This window comes from Pelosinus sp. IPA-1, assembly GCF_030269905.1.
Lineage (GTDB): Bacteria > Bacillota > Negativicutes > DSM-13327 > DSM-13327 > Pelosinus.
In genome coordinates this window covers 59,201-76,560 of record NZ_BSVC01000006.1, presented here as the reverse complement: position 1 = coordinate 76,560, position 17,360 = coordinate 59,201, and the positions used below count along the sequence as shown (strand labels likewise).

The window sequence follows — 17,360 nt, the reverse complement described above, 5'->3', positions numbered from 1 at the left end:
TCTCCATATAGAAGAGGCCCTTATCCTTATATTCATACATTTAGCATTTGTTTTCCTGTTGATCATTCCGGTGACTGCCGGCATATCGAATGGCTGCAAACTCAGACAAGTCCTTCTCTACGGTTACCATATCGCTACGATTTAGTTCAGTAATACTACTCTTGCCAACTGCCTGCACTGCTAATTGCATCTCAATTTTACAAGAGTCTAAAAACTTCGCCAAATGAAGGGCTGCTGCATCAACATTTAGTTTATCTGTAAGCTTACCTGTATATAATAGCATTTGGGAAGGAGGAGCCTGAGGCAAGGCCTTTGTCATCTGTGTATGAAGTGCCGCCAGGAGAGCAATGGATCCAATATAAACAGCATCCGCTCCTAAGGCAAGAGCTTTTAAAAAATGACCAGGGGTCGTTAAACCACCAGCAACGATAACACTAAATTTATCCCGTAAGTTATTTTTTGTTAGCCAATCTACTGTTCTCACTAGTGTATGAAAAGTAGGCAAGCCCACATTATCCTGTAATGTAGGGTTCGCAACTGCAGTCCCGCCCTCTGAACCATCTACTACAATATAATCTGCTTGCGTTTTTGCTATCACAGCCAATTCATATTCTATGTAATCCGTACCAGCTATTTTCACTCCTACAGGAACATCATATTGGGCTTTCATTTCATTAATCATCGTAATATAATCTTGCGTTGTATTTTTCCCTGGCATACGGGCATATACCGTAGCATCCTCTCCTTTTTCTAAATGCCAAGCTTTTCTTAGATGTTCGCCAATTTTATCTGCCTTCATTGTTTCAGTAACTGCGCCCCCCCAAGCACCTTGTCCTAATTGAATTTCGATTGCATCTAATTGACCTAATTGTTCTTTACCACTTAGTTGGCCACCACGATGGTATTGTCCAATAAGGTATTTTGCAGCACCACGCTCTTCCCCTGTAACAGCAGATTCACCAGTATTGGTAGATGTGCCCGCCAGTGCCGAACCTTTCGCTAAGGCTACTTTTATCGGTAGACTTAACGATCCGCCATAGGACATACCTGTAATCATTATAGGTATATCTAATTGTAAGGGTTTCTTTGCCCTTGGACCAATTACAGTCTTCATATCAATATTTTTGTAATCGGGGGGTGGTAGTTCAAATAATTGCCTAGGATTTAGTAAGATTTTATCCCAAGGTGATAACACAATGGGACTACCAAGGGGACGAGTTAATTCCTTACCAGCCTCTGCACGCATAGCAGCTTCCATCATAGCACGAGGTGATAACTTTTCAGCTACAGTCACCATCAGAAAAGGATTATCCGGGTAATCCTCTGTCAGCATTTTTCTCGTTGCCTCATCGATTGAGGGATCCATAAGTTTCATCATCATCCAACTTAATAACATACAACACCTCCATACTTAGTATGGTAATATGCGGTATTTATTATAACTTATCATAAAAAAATATTTTAAAAGTAAAAGAATTTTATATATGCTTTTCTGATTACAAAAAGGGCATCTACCAATCAGTTGGTAGATGCCCTTTTTCTTAATTAAACTCTTCATCCTCAGGACGTTTATATTTATATTTATATTTGCAGTCCTTAGGAGGAAATATACAATCTTCATCCTCATCATCATCTTCTTCTAAGCATCTATCAGGCCCTAAAGTCGTTACATCTGCAAAATGATGACAATGATCATCATTCATACTTGTTCGTCCTGCAAAATAATGGGTATGAGTGCCGTTAGGCATGGCAACTGCGCAGTCCGTCATAATATCCACCAAATGCCAATGACAGTGCCGATTCTCTGTTGTAAAGGATGTTCTTGTACGAATTTGATGCACGTGGGATCTTCCTTCCATACGAGCAGGCCCACTCACGCCTAAAAGTACATGTTGATGATCATCAGCAACATCTACCTCTGTCGTAAACATATGTACATGAATCATATCTGTATTATTTCCATCTGCCATATATTTATCTTCATAATCTCCCTTATGTTTTCGATCCTCATCATTAAGCATTCCTAATACACCTCCTATAATTCTCATAGCATTATATGCTGTTAAAGTCCATTTGTGCATAATAAAAACAATAACTTTTCTTTAAAACTATATATTCTTATTAACTTTTACTATATAATGTATACAGATAAAAAAATGTATTACTGGATAAACACGATGAACAAGATAGGAAGTTCTCTTTTGTCATCGACAAAAGGAGGACTTCCTATCTTGTTAAATAAACACGGAGGCTTCTTCGTGTAAACCAATTACGATAAGGGGGCCACCTAATTGATTTCATCTAACGAACGAACATCTGATGCGTTTATTAACGATACTCTAATTCTTCAATTACTCCAGGAAGCGAAAAGTAAAGCACAGGATAAGGAACTTGTAACCAACATTATTATTAAAGCTGAGCAATATCAAGGCTTATCAGCTGCTGAGGTAGCGATTCTTTTAGAAGTCACCGATCCAGATCTGTTAGAATCGATCTATGCGGTGGCTGCTGATATTAAACAAGCTATTTACGGTACACGAATTGTACTATTTGCACCGCTTTACATCTCTAGCCATTGTATTAACGACTGTTCTTATTGTGGTTATCGCAGCGGCAATCAAGAACAACTACGTCGCCACTTATCACTGGAAGAAGTTAGACAAGAAGTAGCTATCATTCAATCTTTAGGCCACAAACGTCTTGTTGTTGAAGCTGGTGAAGATAATCTAAATTGTTCCATTGACTATGTTGTCGATACAATTAAAGAAATTTATAGCGTAACAAATGAAAACGGCAGCATTCGACGTGTTAATATTAATGTTGCTGCCACTACTATTGACGAATACCGAAAATTAAAAAATGCTGACATAGGCACGTATATCCTGTTTCAGGAAACATACCACCGCCCTACTTATGAAGCACTACACCACAGCGGTCCAAAAAAAGATTATAATTGGCATACTACAGCAATGGATCGAGCTATGCAAGCAGGTATTGACGATGTGGGAATTGGTGTTCTCTATGGACTATATGACTATAAATATGACACAGTATCCATGTTCTTACATGCTGAGCATCTGGAGCGAACATTCGGCGTAGGTCCTCATACCATTTCAGTACCTCGTCTAAGACCAGCTGATGGCATTAGCCTAGAAAATTTCCCGCATCTGGTCGACGATGAAAGTTTCAAAAAAATAATTGCAGTTATGCGTTTAGCGGTGCCTTATACGGGTATTATTTTGTCTACTAGAGAACATCCAAAACTCAGAGACACCCTGCTTACTTATGGAGTTTCTCAAATCAGTGCGGGTTCCTGTACGGGCGTGGGCGGTTACCAGCAAAGTCAAGACCACTCAGATACTGTTAAGGAAGCTATGCAATTTAAAACAGGTGATGATCGTTCACCCGACGAGATTATCCGTATGTTATGTGAAAAAAACTTTATCCCTAGCTACTGTACTGCCTGCTACCGTCAAGGTCGTACTGGAGACAGATTTATGAGTCTGGCTAAAAGCGGCGAAATACAAAATGTTTGTTTACCAAATGCTTTATTAACTTTTAAAGAGTATCTCATTGATTACGCAGATGATTCTCTGAAAAAAGTAGGAGAAACTATGATTACAAAGAACCTTGCCTCTATACCACAGGAAAGTATACGCACTGAAACTATCAAACGTCTTAAAGAAATTGAAGAAGGTTCCCGGGATTTGTACTTTTAAGAAATATGTTACGAATTAAGAAAGTGCTATACTTTCTGATTCCGCAAAAAACTACTGGTTGCCGCCTTTGGTAGTAACCAGTAGCTTTTTTATTGATTTTATCCATAAATTCTGCTAAAGTTGACATAATATAACTAACATTAAAGAATCCCAATGGTAATACTGACCAATTTATGGTAACATGAAGCAAAGAGTAAAAAAAAATTGTAAGAACTCTTATACAAGTTAAGTAAGTAGGTGTTATGCATGAGACGACTGTTAATTTTATTAGTAATAGTAATAAGTATCCTATATTTTGTTGAAAGCAATGAAAGAGTGGGATTTGGTAATTATAAGCCTTCTTTAAATATAAATCGCATAGAAGATAAATATACAATAACCTGGTCGAAAATACCTTACTTCGCATACTACGAAGTTGAAGTCCTAAATCATATTCCTGAACAAACTCCAGACAAATCCTCCATGATTCCTTATCATCGTGTTATCAAATATCGTACCTTTGACAATTCAATAATAATCGATCAAAATTTTCCTGAAAGTACTTACCTTAGAGTATCTGCTCATAGCCTCTTTCATCATCCTCTGGGTTACTATTCAGAAGCCATTCCTATCATAGATACAAAATTCCATAAGGAGACCGAAAAGCCTGCGGCTTTGATACATTACCCCATTCATGCCCCAGCTCCCAATATTCCTATGTTATTATGGACAATCCTCCCAGGATCGGTTTATTATGAAATTGAATTTCTAAGCATGCAACCAGAGAATCCGAATGGTATACTTCCATCAGAATATCAGGTATTTTCAACTCGTGAAGTATTTACTAATGGTTATAGTATAAACCTTTCCACATACCCTAGTAATCATTTGTATTGGCGAGTACGTGCTCTAGATTTCGCGGGAAATCCAATTGGTGTATTTTCTGACGCTACAGAAATTTTCATTGACCATTCACTACCTCAAGTACTTAAACCAATTTCCAATACGGGCTATAAGGCTGCTAACATGCCCATGCCCCTTTATCCTGTCTATTCCTGGATTCCCATTGCTGGAGCAACTAATTATGAAGTGGAGCTAACTACAGCTTCACCAGAGAATCCTAATGGTGTGGAGCCTTCTCGCCATCGTATTAGGAACCAAATCATTAAAATGGGAACAGACTGCTACGACGAAATGCCCTTACTTACTCCTGGCACTTACTTCTGGCGGGTTCGGGGCCTTGACGATAATGGAAAAGCCATCGGCGTATATTCTGATGCTGAATCTTTTGTTGTTACTCGTGATGTTGGTAAATATGCAGCTACTTTCGGTGATAGCATAACCCATGGCGGTGGTGCTATATCTTATTCACCAGCGGATTTAGAATATAGCTTTCAAACCTATTTGTCTTTCCCCACTGCCAACTTAGGGAAAAGTGGTGATACTTCCGAGGCTATGGCAAACCGATTTGATGACGATGTTCTCCCCTTTCATCCCAAATTCCTTATCATCATGGGAGGCTCTAATAGTTTGCGTGGTGGGATACCAGCTAGTCAGGTAATTAAAGATCTTACTGCCATTCGCGACAAATGTTTGCTCCATGGCATTCGTCCAATATTCCTGACCCTCCCACCTATTAATCCTACAGCTATTGCACAAGCATTTGATGAAGATACAGTTCAAAATTGGCAAAAGGAATTTGCCACTGTCAATACTTTTATCCGCCAGCAACGGTATTATGTTGATATCGCACCCTATTTTGCCGATGAAAATCAAGCTTTACCTCTTCACTATGCTACAGATGGATTGCATCTGGACATTGAAGGGAAAAAACTTATGGCAGAGATTATTAATGCCAACTGGTCAAAAGTAACCCAATAAAAAGCAGGCTCCCAAGCTACATTAAAAAATGATTTGGGAGTCTGTTTTTGTTATTAGTGCATCACGTCGAGCTTTTGCTCTTTTGAAAAAATGGTGGATAGCTGGTCTATCACTCTTTTCCATAGCTTCTATCATCTCATTAAGCAGCTCTTTCATCTTTAATAAACTATCTGTTATAGGCCGGGCATTTGTAAGACAAATATCTGCCCACATATCTGCATTAGAGGAAGCTATCCTTGTTGTATCACGAAAGCCTCCTCCCACAAGTTTAAAACTTTCCTCTAAATTTGGATACTGGCCTAGTAGATTAACAAGTGCCGCTGCAGCCACATGGGGAACATGACTTATGATGGCTGCACACTGATCATGATCATTCAAGCCCATTGTTGTAATTCTTGCCCCTGTCCAAGTAATAACCTGACTAATAGTCTGTACAGCCTTAGAACAAGTGGATGCCTCTGGGATCACAATATACCATTTATCTTTAAACAATCCCTGATCTGCTGCCATAATACCACTTTGTTCTATCCCCGTCATAGGGTGGCCACTCACATAGTCAATACCTTCGGGTATAATATCCAATATCTTTTCTGCTAAAAAACCTTTTGTACTCCCTACATCTGTGATAATGCAACCTTTTTTAACATAAGGCAGGAACTCTTCTATAATTGGTAGCATTTGCAGAACTGGAGTGCATAAAAAGATCACATCTGCCTCTTCTACGCCTTTTCCCACGTCGTTAGTACTATAATCTACCGCACCACGTTCTATCGCTTGCTGCAAAGTAACTAGATCGTAATCGACCCCTGTTACAACCACGTCCTGCCCACAGCGTTTCTTCAACGCCAATCCGAGTGAACCACCAATTAATCCTAATCCTATAATTGTGATACACATGGACTTCATGACATTACTTTCCCCATCACACTTGCAATAGTAGCCACTTCTTGCATGGTAAGTTCAAAATTCTCAGGGGTTAAAGATTGTTTACCGTCCGATAACGCTTCTGCTGGATTTGGATGCACTTCAATCATCAAACCATCTGCACCAGCAGCAATGCCAGCCCGTGCCATAGGACCCACTAACTTCCAACGACCTGTTCCATGGCTAGGATCTACAATAATTGGTAAATGGCTAATATTCTTCACTGCAGCCACTGCACTTAAATCTAATGTATTCCTTGTGTATTCTTCGTAAGTCCGAATACCACGCTCACATAGCACCACGTTATAATTACCTTCACTCATGATATACTCGGCAGCATTTAACCATTCATTAATCGTAGCTGATAAACCACGTTTTAAAAGTACTGGCTTATTCGTTTTTCCTACAGTTTTCAATAGTTGGAAGTTTTGCATATTACGAGAACCAATTTGCAGCATATCTGCATAAGCACTCACTACAGGAACGGATTCTACATCGACTACTTCTGTAACTATCTTGAGCCCTGTTTTCTCTCTTGCTTCCGCTAACATTTCCAGTCCCTTCACTTCTAATCCTTGAAATGCATAGGGAGAAGTACGAGGCTTGTAAGCTCCCCCACGCAAAAACTGGGCCCCTGCCTTTTTTACGATAAAGGCAGATTCCAATAACTGTTCCCGACTTTCCACAGCACAAGGTCCAGCCATAACAGACAAGTAATTTCCGCCAATTTTCACACCTGCAACATCTACAATTGTATCTTCCTGCTTAAATTCGCGGCTAACTAGTTTGTAATCCGCAGTTACTGAAACTGTTTTTTCAACACCATCCATCGCTTCAATCGGTAAATCTGCAATTAACTGTTTGTTACCAATAATACCGATAATTGTACGAGTTGCCCCTTCTGATAAATGTACTTTTAAACCTAAGGCAATTAATTTATCCATTACCACATTGACTTGACCTTTTGTTGCTTCTGGTCCCATTACTATAATCATATTCTATATCCCCCTTAATTTTAGATAAAATAAAAAACACCTCATCCCTATACAGGGACGAGATGTTATCACTCGCTCTACCACCCTGCTTGCACTGCAAGCTAATTCATCATTTCAAGTACGAGGCATAATTACCTGATACTCTAGCCTACAATAACGGTGGCATTCCGGCACGGTCTACTTTTACCTTTTCAACCTGCTACTCCTAGGTGTATTTCAATCAGCACATTTACCAGGTCACACCACCCCCTGGCTCTCTGTAAAATGCCACTAACTTACTTATCCTACTCATCGTATTTACACTTAATTATTGATTTAATGATAATATAACAAAACTTTACACAAGTGTCAAGCATTAAAAGACATCTTTATTTTTAAGTGCTACTTTTTTAGCTAAATTACTTGTCTTGCGCCTATGTACCTAGTCTTCCAATAAGTCTCCTCTAATTGACTGACCATGACACCATGACTCGATGCATGAATAAATTTACCCTGCCCTAAATAAATGCCACAATGAGAGGCACCAGGTTCATAGGTGCTAAAAAAAACCAAGTCTCCCTGCCCTAACTTGTTCTTGGGTACTATTTTTCCTATCTTAAATTGGGTATCGGCAGTACGTGGCAGTGCAATATTCTTTTTAGCAAATACATATTGAACAAATCCTGAGCAATCAAAACCACTGGGTGTACTACCACCAAATTTATAGGGTTTTCCAACAAACCCTAAGGCAGTATCTGTAATTTGCTTTGCTTTTTCGTTGGCACTTTCGTCGTTCCTTTTTATGTTTTTGCCCATTAAAGTTAAATAGGTCTTTTCTTCAATAATTCCATCTGCTTTAAGCTTTTCTTTTTTTTGAAATCCAATAACAGCCTTTGTGGTTTCCGCCGTAAAATTTCCATCGGCTTTGGTAATCGGATAGCCTTTCTCTCTTAATTTCATCTGTATGGATGCAATTTCCGCCCCTTGATCCCCTTCTCTAAATGGAGCTTGAGCCGCATATACTACCACTGGAATTGTACAAAATAAAATTCCTGCAACCAATACTTTGAATCTGCTAACCATATTACTTTCCTCCATCTTTCTAGCCTTTAGTCCGTTATTTCGCTATATTTACCTAAAATCCTGCAATATTCCTAAATTATCCAGTTGATTTATTTAATTTGTTATAGCTGCATAAGAAAAAGGCTCTCCTTTAAGGAAGAGCCTTTTTTGCGGAATCAGAAAGTATAACACTTTCTTGATTCCAAGTAAGAACGACTAAGGCCTCTGCCTGCGTTCGAGGACTTGGCACAAGCCAAGTCTTTTCTTAACAGGTTAAACGACTTTAGTTGTCCAATCTTCAACATTCCAAATATGTGTTACCCAATCTTCATAGAACTCTGGTTCATGGGATACTAACAGTACTGTCCCTTTAAACTCTGTTAACGCTTTTTTTAACTCTGCTTTGGCATCCACATCTAAATGATTGGTAGGTTCATCCATTACAAGCCAGTTTGCTTCGGTTAACATTAACTTGCATAAACGTACTTTTGCATTTTCGCCACCACTTAGTACCATCATTTGACTGGTAATATGATCATTAGTAAGGCCACAGCGTGCTAAAGCTTGACGCACTTCAAAATGAGTTAATCCCGGGTATTCTTCCCATACTTCTTCCATCGCTGTATTGTTGTTATTACGATTGGATTCTTGTTCAAAATAACTAGGATACAAAAAGTCACCAAGTTCTACTTTTCCTGCTACAGGCTGAATTTTTCCTAGTATGGTTTTTAATAATGTGGTTTTACCTAACCCATTGACACCACGAATGGCAACTTTTTGTCCCCGCTCTAGCTGAAAGGTAACAGGCCTAGTTAAGGGTTCATCATAACCCAATACCAGATCCTTTGCTTCTACAATCATACGGCTAGGTGTTCTAGCTTCTTTAAATTGAAAGGTTGCTTTTGGTTTTTCTTTTGGCTTTTCTAGCACTTCCATTTTATCAAGCTGTTTTTGTCGACTTTTTGCCCGGCCAGTTGTGGAAATCCGCGCCTTATTGCGAGAAATAAAATCCTCTAGGCGATCAATCTCCTGCTGCTGCCTTTCATAAGCTTTTGATTCCTGACCTTTGCGAATATTGTAAAGTTGTTGGAATTGCTCGTAGTCCCCAGTATATCTGGTCAAAATCGTATTCTCTACATGATAAATAACATTAACAACTTCATTCAAGAAAGGAATATCATGGGAAACTAAAATAAAGCTATTTTCATACTCTTTCAAATAACGTTTCAACCATTCAATATGTTCCACATCTAGATAGTTAGTTGGTTCATCTAATAATAAAATCGTTGGATTTTGTAATAATAGCTTTGTTAATAGTACTTTTGTTCTTTGGCCACCACTTAAATCAGCTACATCTCGGTCAAGGCCGATATCAGCTAACCCTAAACCATTGGCGACTTCTAGAATTTTTGCATCAATCATGTAAAATCCGTTAGACTCTAAAATAGTCTGAATCTCGCCTACATCTTCCATCATCTTATCTAATTCTGCGGGTGATGCATCTCCCATTTTATCATAAATCCCCAGCATTTCAGCTTCTAGATCAAACATACCTTGAAAAGCCTCGCGAAGAGCTTCTCGTATGCTTTTCCCTTTTTGTAGTACTGTATGCTGGTCTAAATAACCTACTGTTACTCGATTCGACCATTCTACCTTACCTTCGTCTGGCATTAACTGTCCTGTAATAATATTTAAAAAGGTAGATTTACCTTCACCGTTTGCCCCAATTAAACCTACGTGCTCTCCCTTTAAGAGACGAAAGGATGCATTTTCTAAAATTTGTCTGCCACCAAAGCCATGTGTTACATTTTCTACTGTTAATACACTCACATCTATTCACCTGCATTGCTTAAATTTTTTCTTTATTATTGTAGCTTGTAAAACGCATTGTGTCAAAAAAAACTTCCTTGAATCAAAAAGCGCAAAGTAAGTTTGCCTGCAAGCTTACTTTGCGCTTTTTATTTTCTACGTTATGTTACTTTGAGTAAATTCTCGAATTAAAGTCAGCTTCTGACTACGGTTAAGTTTTTTTATACTCGCTTCCCTTTTCTGTGCTGTACTTTGACTCTCCTGCTGTTCCCAGTATACAAGTACAACTGGAACACGACTACTGGTATATTTTGCGCCAACACCCTTATTGTGGGCGATCATTCGTTTTTCTAAATCAACAGTCCAACCAGTATATAAGGTATCATCTGCGCACTGAACGATGTAGGTATATGGCATTTTTTTATGGCTGTTCAATGGTAATTTTCTTGATTACAACATCTTCCACAGGCTTATCCATGGAACCTGTTTTTACTTTACCAATTCCCTGCACAACATCTAACCCTGTAATCACCTTACCAAATACAGCATGCTTATTATCCAACCATGGTGTAGGTGCTAAAGTAATAAAGAACTGAGAACCACCTGTGTTCGGTCCTGCATTAGCCATAGAAAGAATCCCCGCACTATCATGTTTTAGATCAGGATGAAACTCATCTTTTATGGTATATCCCGGTCCGCCTGTACCAGTACCTTTAGGATCGCCACCTTGTATCATAAAACCGTCAATGACTCGATGAAAAATCAATCCATCATAGAATTTCTTGTTTACTAGATCAATAAAGTTTTTCGTAGTAACTGGTGCTTTATCTTCAAATAGTTCGACTGTAAAATTCCCCTTTGAAGTTTCAAATTTCGCCACACTATTTTTCTTGGTAGCTGTTTGTTTTGGTGCACTCTCAGGTACTGGCTGACTGCTTGAATTTCCGGTATTACCGGAACATCCTGCAACTAGAAATACTTGTACAAACAAAATAAGTAAGATACTTACGATCTTTTTAGACATGATTTTATTCCCCCTGCCGATTAAATTACTTTAATATTATATCACTCCTACAGAAAATCACAACTTTCTATAGGATCCCTCGAAGTCTTAAATATATTTACTCGGACAAATCGCAACTAATGGACAGGTACCACAAGCAGGTTTGCGCGCTTTACATACCTTTCGACCATGCCATATAAGCCAATGATGAGCATCACTCCATTGACTTTTAGGAATTGCTTTCATTAACCCTTCTTCAACGGCAATCGGTGTTTCTCCCTTTGCTAATCCTAATCGGTTTGACACACGAAATACATGAGTGTCTACAGCAATGGCCGGAATATTAAATAACTGACTCAAAACTACATTGGCTGTTTTTCTGCCAACACCCGGAAGTGTAATCAATTCATCAAAAGTTTGTGGCACTTCTCCGCCATATTTCTGGCATAGAATTTCGCAGGTAGCCAAGATATTCCGCGCTTTACTATGAAATAAACCACAATCTCTAATATACTCTTCTAATTTATCTTTGCCCATATCTCTTATTTTTGCTGGCGTATTATATTCTGGAAACAAACGCGCCGTAATGATATTTACCCTCTCATCAGTGCACTGAGCAGATAACACTACAGCAATGAGTAATTCAAATGGAGAAGAATAATGTAGTGCCGTTGATGTCCCCTGGTAACACTCTTCTAATATGGACAACATTTGTTGTTTGATGGCTTTTGTAATACGCATAAATCCTCCAAATTAAGCTTTTTTAAGTAGAAAAGAAACCCTTTCTATAATTAGAAAGGGTTATGTTTTAATTTAAAACAATATTACTAATTTGTCAAACTGCGAATTGGTGCAGGAATTCTACCACCGCGAGCAATAAAGTCATCGGATTTAAATGTATTGACAGGTATGATTGGACTATATCCTAAAAGACCGCCAAATTCCACACTGTCACCAACTTTCTTGCCAGGTACAGGAATAATACGTACTGCCGTGGTTTTATTATTAATCATACCAATAGCAGCTTCATCAGCAATAATACCAGAAATAGTAGCTGCTGAAGTATCTCCAGCTACTGCAATCATATCGAGTCCTACAGAACAGACACAAGTCATGGCTTCTAATTTTTCTAATGTTAAGCTGCCACGTTCTACAGCAGCAATCATCCCTGCGTCTTCACTAACAGGAATGAAAGCCCCACTTAGTCCGCCAACATGAGAAGACGCCATTAACCCGCCCTTTTTGACCGCATCATTTAATATAGCCAAGGCTGCAGTCGTTCCAGGAGCGCCACAGCTTTCTAAGCCCATTTCTTCCAAGATATGAGCCACACTATCTCCGACTGCTGGTGTAGGCGCCAAAGATAAATCAATAATACCAAAAGGAACCCCCATACGCCTAGAAGCCTCTTGAGCTACAAGCTGTCCTACTCGAGTAATTTTAAAGGCTGTCTTCTTAATGGTTTCAGCAACAGCACTAAAATCTTTTCCTCTTACTTCTTCTAAGGCCCTTTTTACCACACCAGGACCACTAACCCCTACACTAATTACCTTTTCTGCTTCACCAACGCCATGAAAAGCACCAGCCATAAATGGATTATCTTCTGGAACGTTAGCAAATACTACTAACTTTGCACAGCCTAAAGCATCACGATCACTAGTAAGTTCCGCTGTACGCTTAATAATTTGTCCCATTTCACGGACACAATCCATGTTAATGCCAGCCTTTGTGGAGGCTAAATTGATGGAAGAACATACCCGCTCTGTTTGGGCTAAAGCTTCTGGAATGGATTGAATGAGTATTCGATCCCCTTTTGTATACCCCTTTTCGACTAACGCAGAAAAACCACCAATAAAGTTAACACCAACGGTTTTTGCCGCAGCATCCAAAGCATGAGCCACCGGAACGTAACTATCGGCATGACAGCTCTCGGCAACAATTGCAATCGGCGTTACAGATATACGTTTATTGATAATGGGAATTCCATATTCAGCTTCAATATCTTCGCCCGTACGTACTAAATGTTCGCCAGCACGAGTAATTTTTTCATACACATTCTGGCAAAATACTTTTATATCAGGATGACAACAATCCCGTAAGCTAATTCCTAATGTAATTGTGCGAACATCAAAATTGTTTTGTTCTATCATCCGGTTTGTTTCTAATATTTCTTGAATTGTTAACATCAACGTTCCCCCTTACTATTATATTCGGTGCATAATCTGGAAAATATCTTCGTGCTGCAATTTAATATCCAGTCCAAGTTCTTGCCCTTTTCCTTTAAGAACTTGTTGTAAATCCTTTAAACTAATCTTACTACTGCCCATATCAACAATCATTACCATGTTAAAAAAGCCTTCTAAAATATTTTGGTTGATATTCAAAATATTTACACTGTTCGTTGCTAAAATTTCGCTGACCATAGCTACAATACCAACCCGATCTTGTCCTACAATTGTAATTACTGCTTTCATATTTTCACTCTCCATTTTTTTGTCGATCTTATTATTATAATGCCTACTTTATCCCTTGTCTATTTTAAAAATACATTTGTAACACTAACAAAGATGTTACTTTATATCTATTATACGAGAATAAATATAAAAGCCAAGGTTTCGCGAAAAAGTTTTTATATTCTGATATTTATATATTATTTTGAGGCTGCCAAAATAGCAAAAACATCCGCGTGCAATGGTTTTACTATACCTTGCAAACGCGGATGTTATACATTTTGGAATATTTAATTCTCTTATTTTTAACTGTTAACCTAAAATACAAACAACACTACTATGCGCTCAATTCCACATCAACTACATGCTGTTTTCCATTCCATCTAGTATTAGAAACCGCCGACAGAGTAACTCCTAGATTGTTTACAATATTGACAGTTGTTGCTTGTGCTGTTACTCCACTTTGTAGGGAAACTTGACTAGAATCACTCTTAGATTGATATTGAGGCACAAAAACAGTATTAGATGCCCCATTACTGCTCTGAAAAGCAACAGTAGTACCTATATCTTCATCATCTTGACTTTTGTTAGAAAAAGCATTTAATAAATACTTATTCATTTGAAGCATTAAACTGTCAGATCGAGTGAACATGTCATTGGATATCGTTCCTAGGTCTCTTGATAAGCTTTTGAACTTTTCATCATAGTTTTCATAAAACTTTTCTTGGTTAAATGTAAATTTTTCGTCTTGCTGTTGTAACTGACTTATATTATGAAGGCTAAAATATTTTTTTTGTGTTTCATTTAACTCTTCAATACTTTCACTGGCTAGAAATTCCTTTGAAAAATCATTTTCATAACCTTGTGATTTTTCTTTGACTATACTTATCATTTTCTGACTAAACAACTCTTGGATCTGGGGTTCGGTTTGCTCAATTTCAACATTGGAAGTGACAATTGGGGTTAAGTTATTTGGAATTAACATGATTAAAGTTTCATCTTGCTTACTCAATGCCCAATTATCATTTCCTTCAATACCATCTTTCTCATATTTGATTCTGTCAATATTATTGTTGACCACATCAGTATACGTAGAACTTGTGTTATTTAATTCTCCTTCAGATGTCCATTGCTTATAACTTTCTTTTACTAATGATACATTTTTTATTGGTACAGTATGCTTTTCTTCCGATGGCATCCAATCATCAGCGCCACCTGTACCATGTTCCCAGTATTCAGTCTTGGTGCGTTCATCATTTACCACACCTCCATAAAAAGGAGATGTGTTCTCAGCAATCCATGCAGGCATCCATTGCTTGTGAACCTGTTTTAGCAAAGGTATATTCCACGTCGGTACCAAATGCCCATCCTCAAGAAAAAAGTTGAGACTTTTACCAATCCCCGCTTGCCTAAGAGCAGTCCAAGTAAAGTCAACACAACTATTTGAGAATACACTGTATCCATTAAATACTTCATTGCCCCATATTATCCCAGATGTTTTATGTTCAATGGTTAAATAGACATATTCATTAATTGCTGCATACTGTTCTTTCGTAAGAGGAAACTTTATACAATAAGCGGAATATTGATATGTCTCATTATCATTGGTTACAACTGTTCCCGGTCCCCATGGCAATCCATTTGCCGACGCAAACCCATAGTAGTCTATCTTATAACCATTCGTATAATCTTCCAACCCAAACCACATATGCCCTCCAGAAGAAGGATGTGTGGTTGTGGGAGTACCCTTAGCTGCGATAAAAACTGTTACAGAATACCAGTACTCTACACCATTGGTTCTCATCAAATCTCTATCTCCTTCCCTTTGAAAATCTAAATTATAGTGTACGTGGACACCCACCAAACATAATTTGTAGTAGTTTAAATTTAGTAATATAAAAGACATCTGCCATTACAACAAATGTCTAAAATACAAAAATAATATTATTCTTAAAACCGTGCCACAGTCATCATTACTGAAGCGCCATCTATTCTTTTCAAATCCTTGCTATGAAAAATCATATCTATATTTTTATTTTGGTACCCGCAGATATATAGAATTCGTGATCTATATTAGATACTCCTAATTTTATTTCATGTTTCTTCTCCATATGTACACCATAATATTTATTAGTAATGGTTCCATTATCGTTTGTGGTGTTTTTAAGCAAAAAGTCGGCTTTATCTTACTTTGCTATTTTATCAACTTCAACATCGGCTTCTTTCTGATTTTTTGTTACATAGATAATCCCAGGAGGCAATTGTTCACGTTTTACGATTTCTTGGGTAATAAATTTAGTTTCAGTGGGAGTCACAGGAATATTAAGCTTGCTAATTGCTTTTACTATCTCATCAGCAGAAAGTTGGGTAATTGTCTTCATAGGCACTGATCTTGATTTATCGTATTCATAGCAGGAGTATCCATAAAATACAAACCCCATGAATAACACTATGACAAATTTCCATTCCCGCTGTAACCACAGCTTTACCCTATTCCATCTATTAATCATATTCTTGTAACTCACTGGCACCAATTGTTTGCAGTATCTTATTTGCATATTCAGGATCGGTAGCATAGATTGGTCCTAATGTATTCACGAAATCCTCTACCGTCGTTTGTTCCAGACAAGACGCATAGACTGGTTCTTCTGTAAGTAAGACGCAATAATCTTCAATTGCATCTTCCAAAGAGTCATAATCTTTAAAGGCCGCAGATATATTCTGCCACTCTCCGTCATAACACTCCTGAGTCGTAACCAATATAGATTTATCTCCATCTACCGCTTTACGCCCAAACAAATTATATTTTCCAATCGTATACCTACCCCAACCAGATTCAAGTGCCGCCTGAGCAATACAAACACTAGAAAACAGGTTATATTTTTTGCATATTTCTTGCACTCCAGGCGCAATCCAATTGATAAATTCTTCAGATATCATTTTTATCCCCCCTATTTGGCATTTCACTTACAGGACTGTTATGTTTGGAATCTGTCCAATACTTTCCTAAACTAACTACTCCTGCTGTACTAATAGCGGCTACACCTGCCCAACAGGATGATAGTTCAAATTTAGTACTAAAAAGAGCGTTTGACATAAAGCCAAACGCCCAAAACACAAAAAGTGCTAACACCATCGAGATCACAACACCAACCCAATTATCCGCCAAAAAGCATATTATTTTACGCATCATACTATCACCTACTTTTTATTTCCTGAGTAGATTTCTATTTTTGTTAATGAAGTTTTCATCTCTTCACTGCAATCATTAATAGTTTGCAAACTTCTTTGAATATTTTCTGTAATACTTTCTAATTTGTATTCTAATTCACATGCCCTATTTTCATGAGTTGTCAAACGTTCTGAAATATTATTTAAAATCTTAACCACTGCCAGCATCGTCTTGCCATTTTCTTCAATTACTCTTTTTAAAGCTTCAATAATTTTTTTATTCATTTCGATTTTTTTAGGCATAGCATAATATTGGTAAAATACAATAGTTAATGCTACTACTCCAGCCCCTTGTGTGATTATTAACTGCATAATTGCTTCCATTTGT

18 protein-coding genes and 1 other annotated feature are annotated in these 17,360 nt (G+C 37.9%); of the genes, 2 read left to right on the top strand and 16 right to left on the bottom strand.

Annotated features, from left to right (window positions below; all coding sequences use genetic code 11):
- Positions 1-40: 40 nt before the first annotated feature.
- Entirely contained in the window at positions 41-1,396 is a 1,356-nt protein-coding gene (locus tag QSJ81_RS15265) for an FMN-binding glutamate synthase family protein (protein ID WP_285718230.1), read from the bottom strand.
- 145 nt (positions 1,397-1,541) lie between these two features.
- Positions 1,542-2,021 (bottom strand): YmaF family protein, encoded by a 480-nt coding sequence (locus QSJ81_RS15260; RefSeq protein ID WP_285718229.1) that lies wholly within the window; start codon positions 2,019-2,021, stop codon positions 1,542-1,544.
- 270 nt (positions 2,022-2,291) lie between these two features.
- Here QSJ81_RS15260 and hydG point away from each other — a divergent pair, with 270 nt between their 5' ends.
- Both hydG and QSJ81_RS15250 read left to right on the top strand, forming a co-directional pair.
- The gene (hydG, locus tag QSJ81_RS15255) at positions 2,292-3,719 is read left to right on the top strand and encodes a [FeFe] hydrogenase H-cluster radical SAM maturase HydG (protein ID WP_285718228.1); all 1,428 of its coding nucleotides are present in this window, start codon (positions 2,292-2,294) and stop codon (positions 3,717-3,719) included.
- Positions 3,720-3,965: 246 nt separating this feature from the next.
- Positions 3,966-5,579 carry an SGNH/GDSL hydrolase family protein gene (locus tag QSJ81_RS15250; RefSeq protein WP_285718227.1) on the top strand — a complete coding sequence of 538 codons (1,614 nt, stop codon included), beginning with the start codon at positions 3,966-3,968 and terminating at the stop codon, positions 5,577-5,579.
- 21 nt (positions 5,580-5,600) lie between these two features.
- Here the strand turns inward: QSJ81_RS15250 and QSJ81_RS15245 are convergent, their stop codons facing one another.
- The 14 genes from QSJ81_RS15245 to QSJ81_RS15180 form a co-directional block, all read right to left on the bottom strand.
- On the bottom strand, positions 5,601-6,485 hold the full coding sequence (locus QSJ81_RS15245; RefSeq protein WP_285718226.1) for a prephenate dehydrogenase: 885 nt from the start codon (positions 6,483-6,485) through the stop codon (positions 5,601-5,603).
- Entirely contained in the window at positions 6,482-7,498 is a 1,017-nt protein-coding gene (aroF, locus tag QSJ81_RS15240) for a 3-deoxy-7-phosphoheptulonate synthase (protein WP_285718225.1), read from the bottom strand. Before aroF ends, QSJ81_RS15245 begins: the two co-directional genes overlap by 4 nt.
- Before the next feature lie 50 nt (positions 7,499-7,548).
- Positions 7,549-7,799 (bottom strand) — a binding site (T-box leader).
- Between the two features lie 92 nt (positions 7,800-7,891).
- Positions 7,892-8,560 carry a C40 family peptidase gene (locus QSJ81_RS15235; protein WP_285718224.1) on the bottom strand — a complete coding sequence of 223 codons (669 nt, stop codon included), beginning with the start codon at positions 8,558-8,560 and terminating at the stop codon, positions 7,892-7,894.
- Positions 8,561-8,812: 252 nt separating this feature from the next.
- Positions 8,813-10,369 carry an ABC-F family ATP-binding cassette domain-containing protein gene (locus tag QSJ81_RS15230; RefSeq protein WP_285718223.1) on the bottom strand — a complete coding sequence of 519 codons (1,557 nt, stop codon included), beginning with the start codon at positions 10,367-10,369 and terminating at the stop codon, positions 8,813-8,815.
- A gap of 135 nt (positions 10,370-10,504) precedes the next feature.
- The gene (locus tag QSJ81_RS15225; RefSeq protein ID WP_285718222.1) at positions 10,505-10,783 is read right to left on the bottom strand and encodes a GIY-YIG nuclease family protein; all 279 of its coding nucleotides are present in this window, start codon (positions 10,781-10,783) and stop codon (positions 10,505-10,507) included.
- Positions 10,770-11,372, bottom strand: a complete 603-nt coding sequence (locus QSJ81_RS15220; protein ID WP_285718221.1) for a peptidylprolyl isomerase — start codon at positions 11,370-11,372, stop codon at positions 10,770-10,772. The genes QSJ81_RS15225 and QSJ81_RS15220 overlap by 14 nt, the downstream gene beginning before the upstream one ends.
- Positions 11,373-11,459: 87 nt before the next feature.
- On the bottom strand, positions 11,460-12,092 hold the full coding sequence (nth, locus tag QSJ81_RS15215; RefSeq protein ID WP_285718220.1) for an endonuclease III: 633 nt from the start codon (positions 12,090-12,092) through the stop codon (positions 11,460-11,462).
- A gap of 86 nt (positions 12,093-12,178) precedes the next feature.
- Complete coding sequence (locus tag QSJ81_RS15210; protein ID WP_285718219.1) at positions 12,179-13,537, bottom strand: PFL family protein; 1,359 nt, start codon at positions 13,535-13,537, stop codon at positions 12,179-12,181.
- A gap of 18 nt (positions 13,538-13,555) precedes the next feature.
- Positions 13,556-13,825 (bottom strand): ACT domain-containing protein, encoded by a 270-nt coding sequence (locus QSJ81_RS15205; protein ID WP_285718218.1) that lies wholly within the window; start codon positions 13,823-13,825, stop codon positions 13,556-13,558.
- Between the two features lie 313 nt (positions 13,826-14,138).
- Complete coding sequence (locus QSJ81_RS15200) at positions 14,139-15,608, bottom strand: hypothetical protein (protein WP_285718217.1); 1,470 nt, start codon at positions 15,606-15,608, stop codon at positions 14,139-14,141.
- Between the two features lie 379 nt (positions 15,609-15,987).
- Positions 15,988-16,311, bottom strand: a complete 324-nt coding sequence (locus tag QSJ81_RS15195) for a hypothetical protein (RefSeq protein ID WP_285718216.1) — start codon at positions 16,309-16,311, stop codon at positions 15,988-15,990.
- Complete coding sequence (locus tag QSJ81_RS15190; protein ID WP_285718215.1) at positions 16,304-16,741, bottom strand: glycoside hydrolase family 73 protein; 438 nt, start codon at positions 16,739-16,741, stop codon at positions 16,304-16,306. Before QSJ81_RS15190 ends, QSJ81_RS15195 begins: the two co-directional genes overlap by 8 nt.
- On the bottom strand, positions 16,731-16,994 hold the full coding sequence (locus QSJ81_RS15185) for a hypothetical protein (protein WP_285718214.1): 264 nt from the start codon (positions 16,992-16,994) through the stop codon (positions 16,731-16,733). The genes QSJ81_RS15190 and QSJ81_RS15185 overlap by 11 nt, the downstream gene beginning before the upstream one ends.
- Before the next feature lie 8 nt (positions 16,995-17,002).
- Positions 17,003-17,356, bottom strand: coding sequence for a hypothetical protein (locus tag QSJ81_RS15180; protein WP_285718213.1), 354 nt, complete (start codon positions 17,354-17,356; stop codon positions 17,003-17,005).
- Positions 17,357-17,360 lie beyond the last annotated feature (4 nt).

What these genes read in the sequence shown, in the direction of transcription:
- nth (WP_285718220.1), bottom strand. Translation starts at nt 12,092, where the DNA reads ATGCGTATTACAAAAGCCATCAAACAACAAATGTTGTCCATATTAGAA.
- QSJ81_RS15185 (WP_285718214.1), bottom strand. Translation starts at nt 16,994, where the DNA reads ATGATGCGTAAAATAATATGCTTTTTGGCGGATAATTGGGTTGGTGTT.
- QSJ81_RS15260 (WP_285718229.1), bottom strand. Translation starts at nt 2,021, where the DNA reads ATGCTTAATGATGAGGATCGAAAACATAAGGGAGATTATGAAGATAAA.
- QSJ81_RS15265 (WP_285718230.1), bottom strand. Translation starts at nt 1,396, where the DNA reads ATGTTATTAAGTTGGATGATGATGAAACTTATGGATCCCTCAATCGAT.
- QSJ81_RS15235 (WP_285718224.1), bottom strand. Translation starts at nt 8,560, where the DNA reads ATGGTTAGCAGATTCAAAGTATTGGTTGCAGGAATTTTATTTTGTACA.
- aroF (WP_285718225.1), bottom strand. Translation starts at nt 7,498, where the DNA reads ATGATTATAGTAATGGGACCAGAAGCAACAAAAGGTCAAGTCAATGTG.
- QSJ81_RS15250 (WP_285718227.1), top strand. Translation starts at nt 3,966, where the DNA reads ATGAGACGACTGTTAATTTTATTAGTAATAGTAATAAGTATCCTATAT.
- QSJ81_RS15220 (WP_285718221.1), bottom strand. Translation starts at nt 11,372, where the DNA reads ATGTCTAAAAAGATCGTAAGTATCTTACTTATTTTGTTTGTACAAGTA.
- QSJ81_RS15195 (WP_285718216.1), bottom strand. Translation starts at nt 16,311, where the DNA reads ATGATTAATAGATGGAATAGGGTAAAGCTGTGGTTACAGCGGGAATGG.
- QSJ81_RS15190 (WP_285718215.1), bottom strand. Translation starts at nt 16,741, where the DNA reads ATGATATCTGAAGAATTTATCAATTGGATTGCGCCTGGAGTGCAAGAA.
- QSJ81_RS15180 (WP_285718213.1), bottom strand. Translation starts at nt 17,356, where the DNA reads ATGGAAGCAATTATGCAGTTAATAATCACACAAGGGGCTGGAGTAGTA.
- QSJ81_RS15210 (WP_285718219.1), bottom strand. Translation starts at nt 13,537, where the DNA reads ATGTTAACAATTCAAGAAATATTAGAAACAAACCGGATGATAGAACAA.
- QSJ81_RS15245 (WP_285718226.1), bottom strand. Translation starts at nt 6,485, where the DNA reads ATGAAGTCCATGTGTATCACAATTATAGGATTAGGATTAATTGGTGGT.
- QSJ81_RS15205 (WP_285718218.1), bottom strand. Translation starts at nt 13,825, where the DNA reads ATGAAAGCAGTAATTACAATTGTAGGACAAGATCGGGTTGGTATTGTA.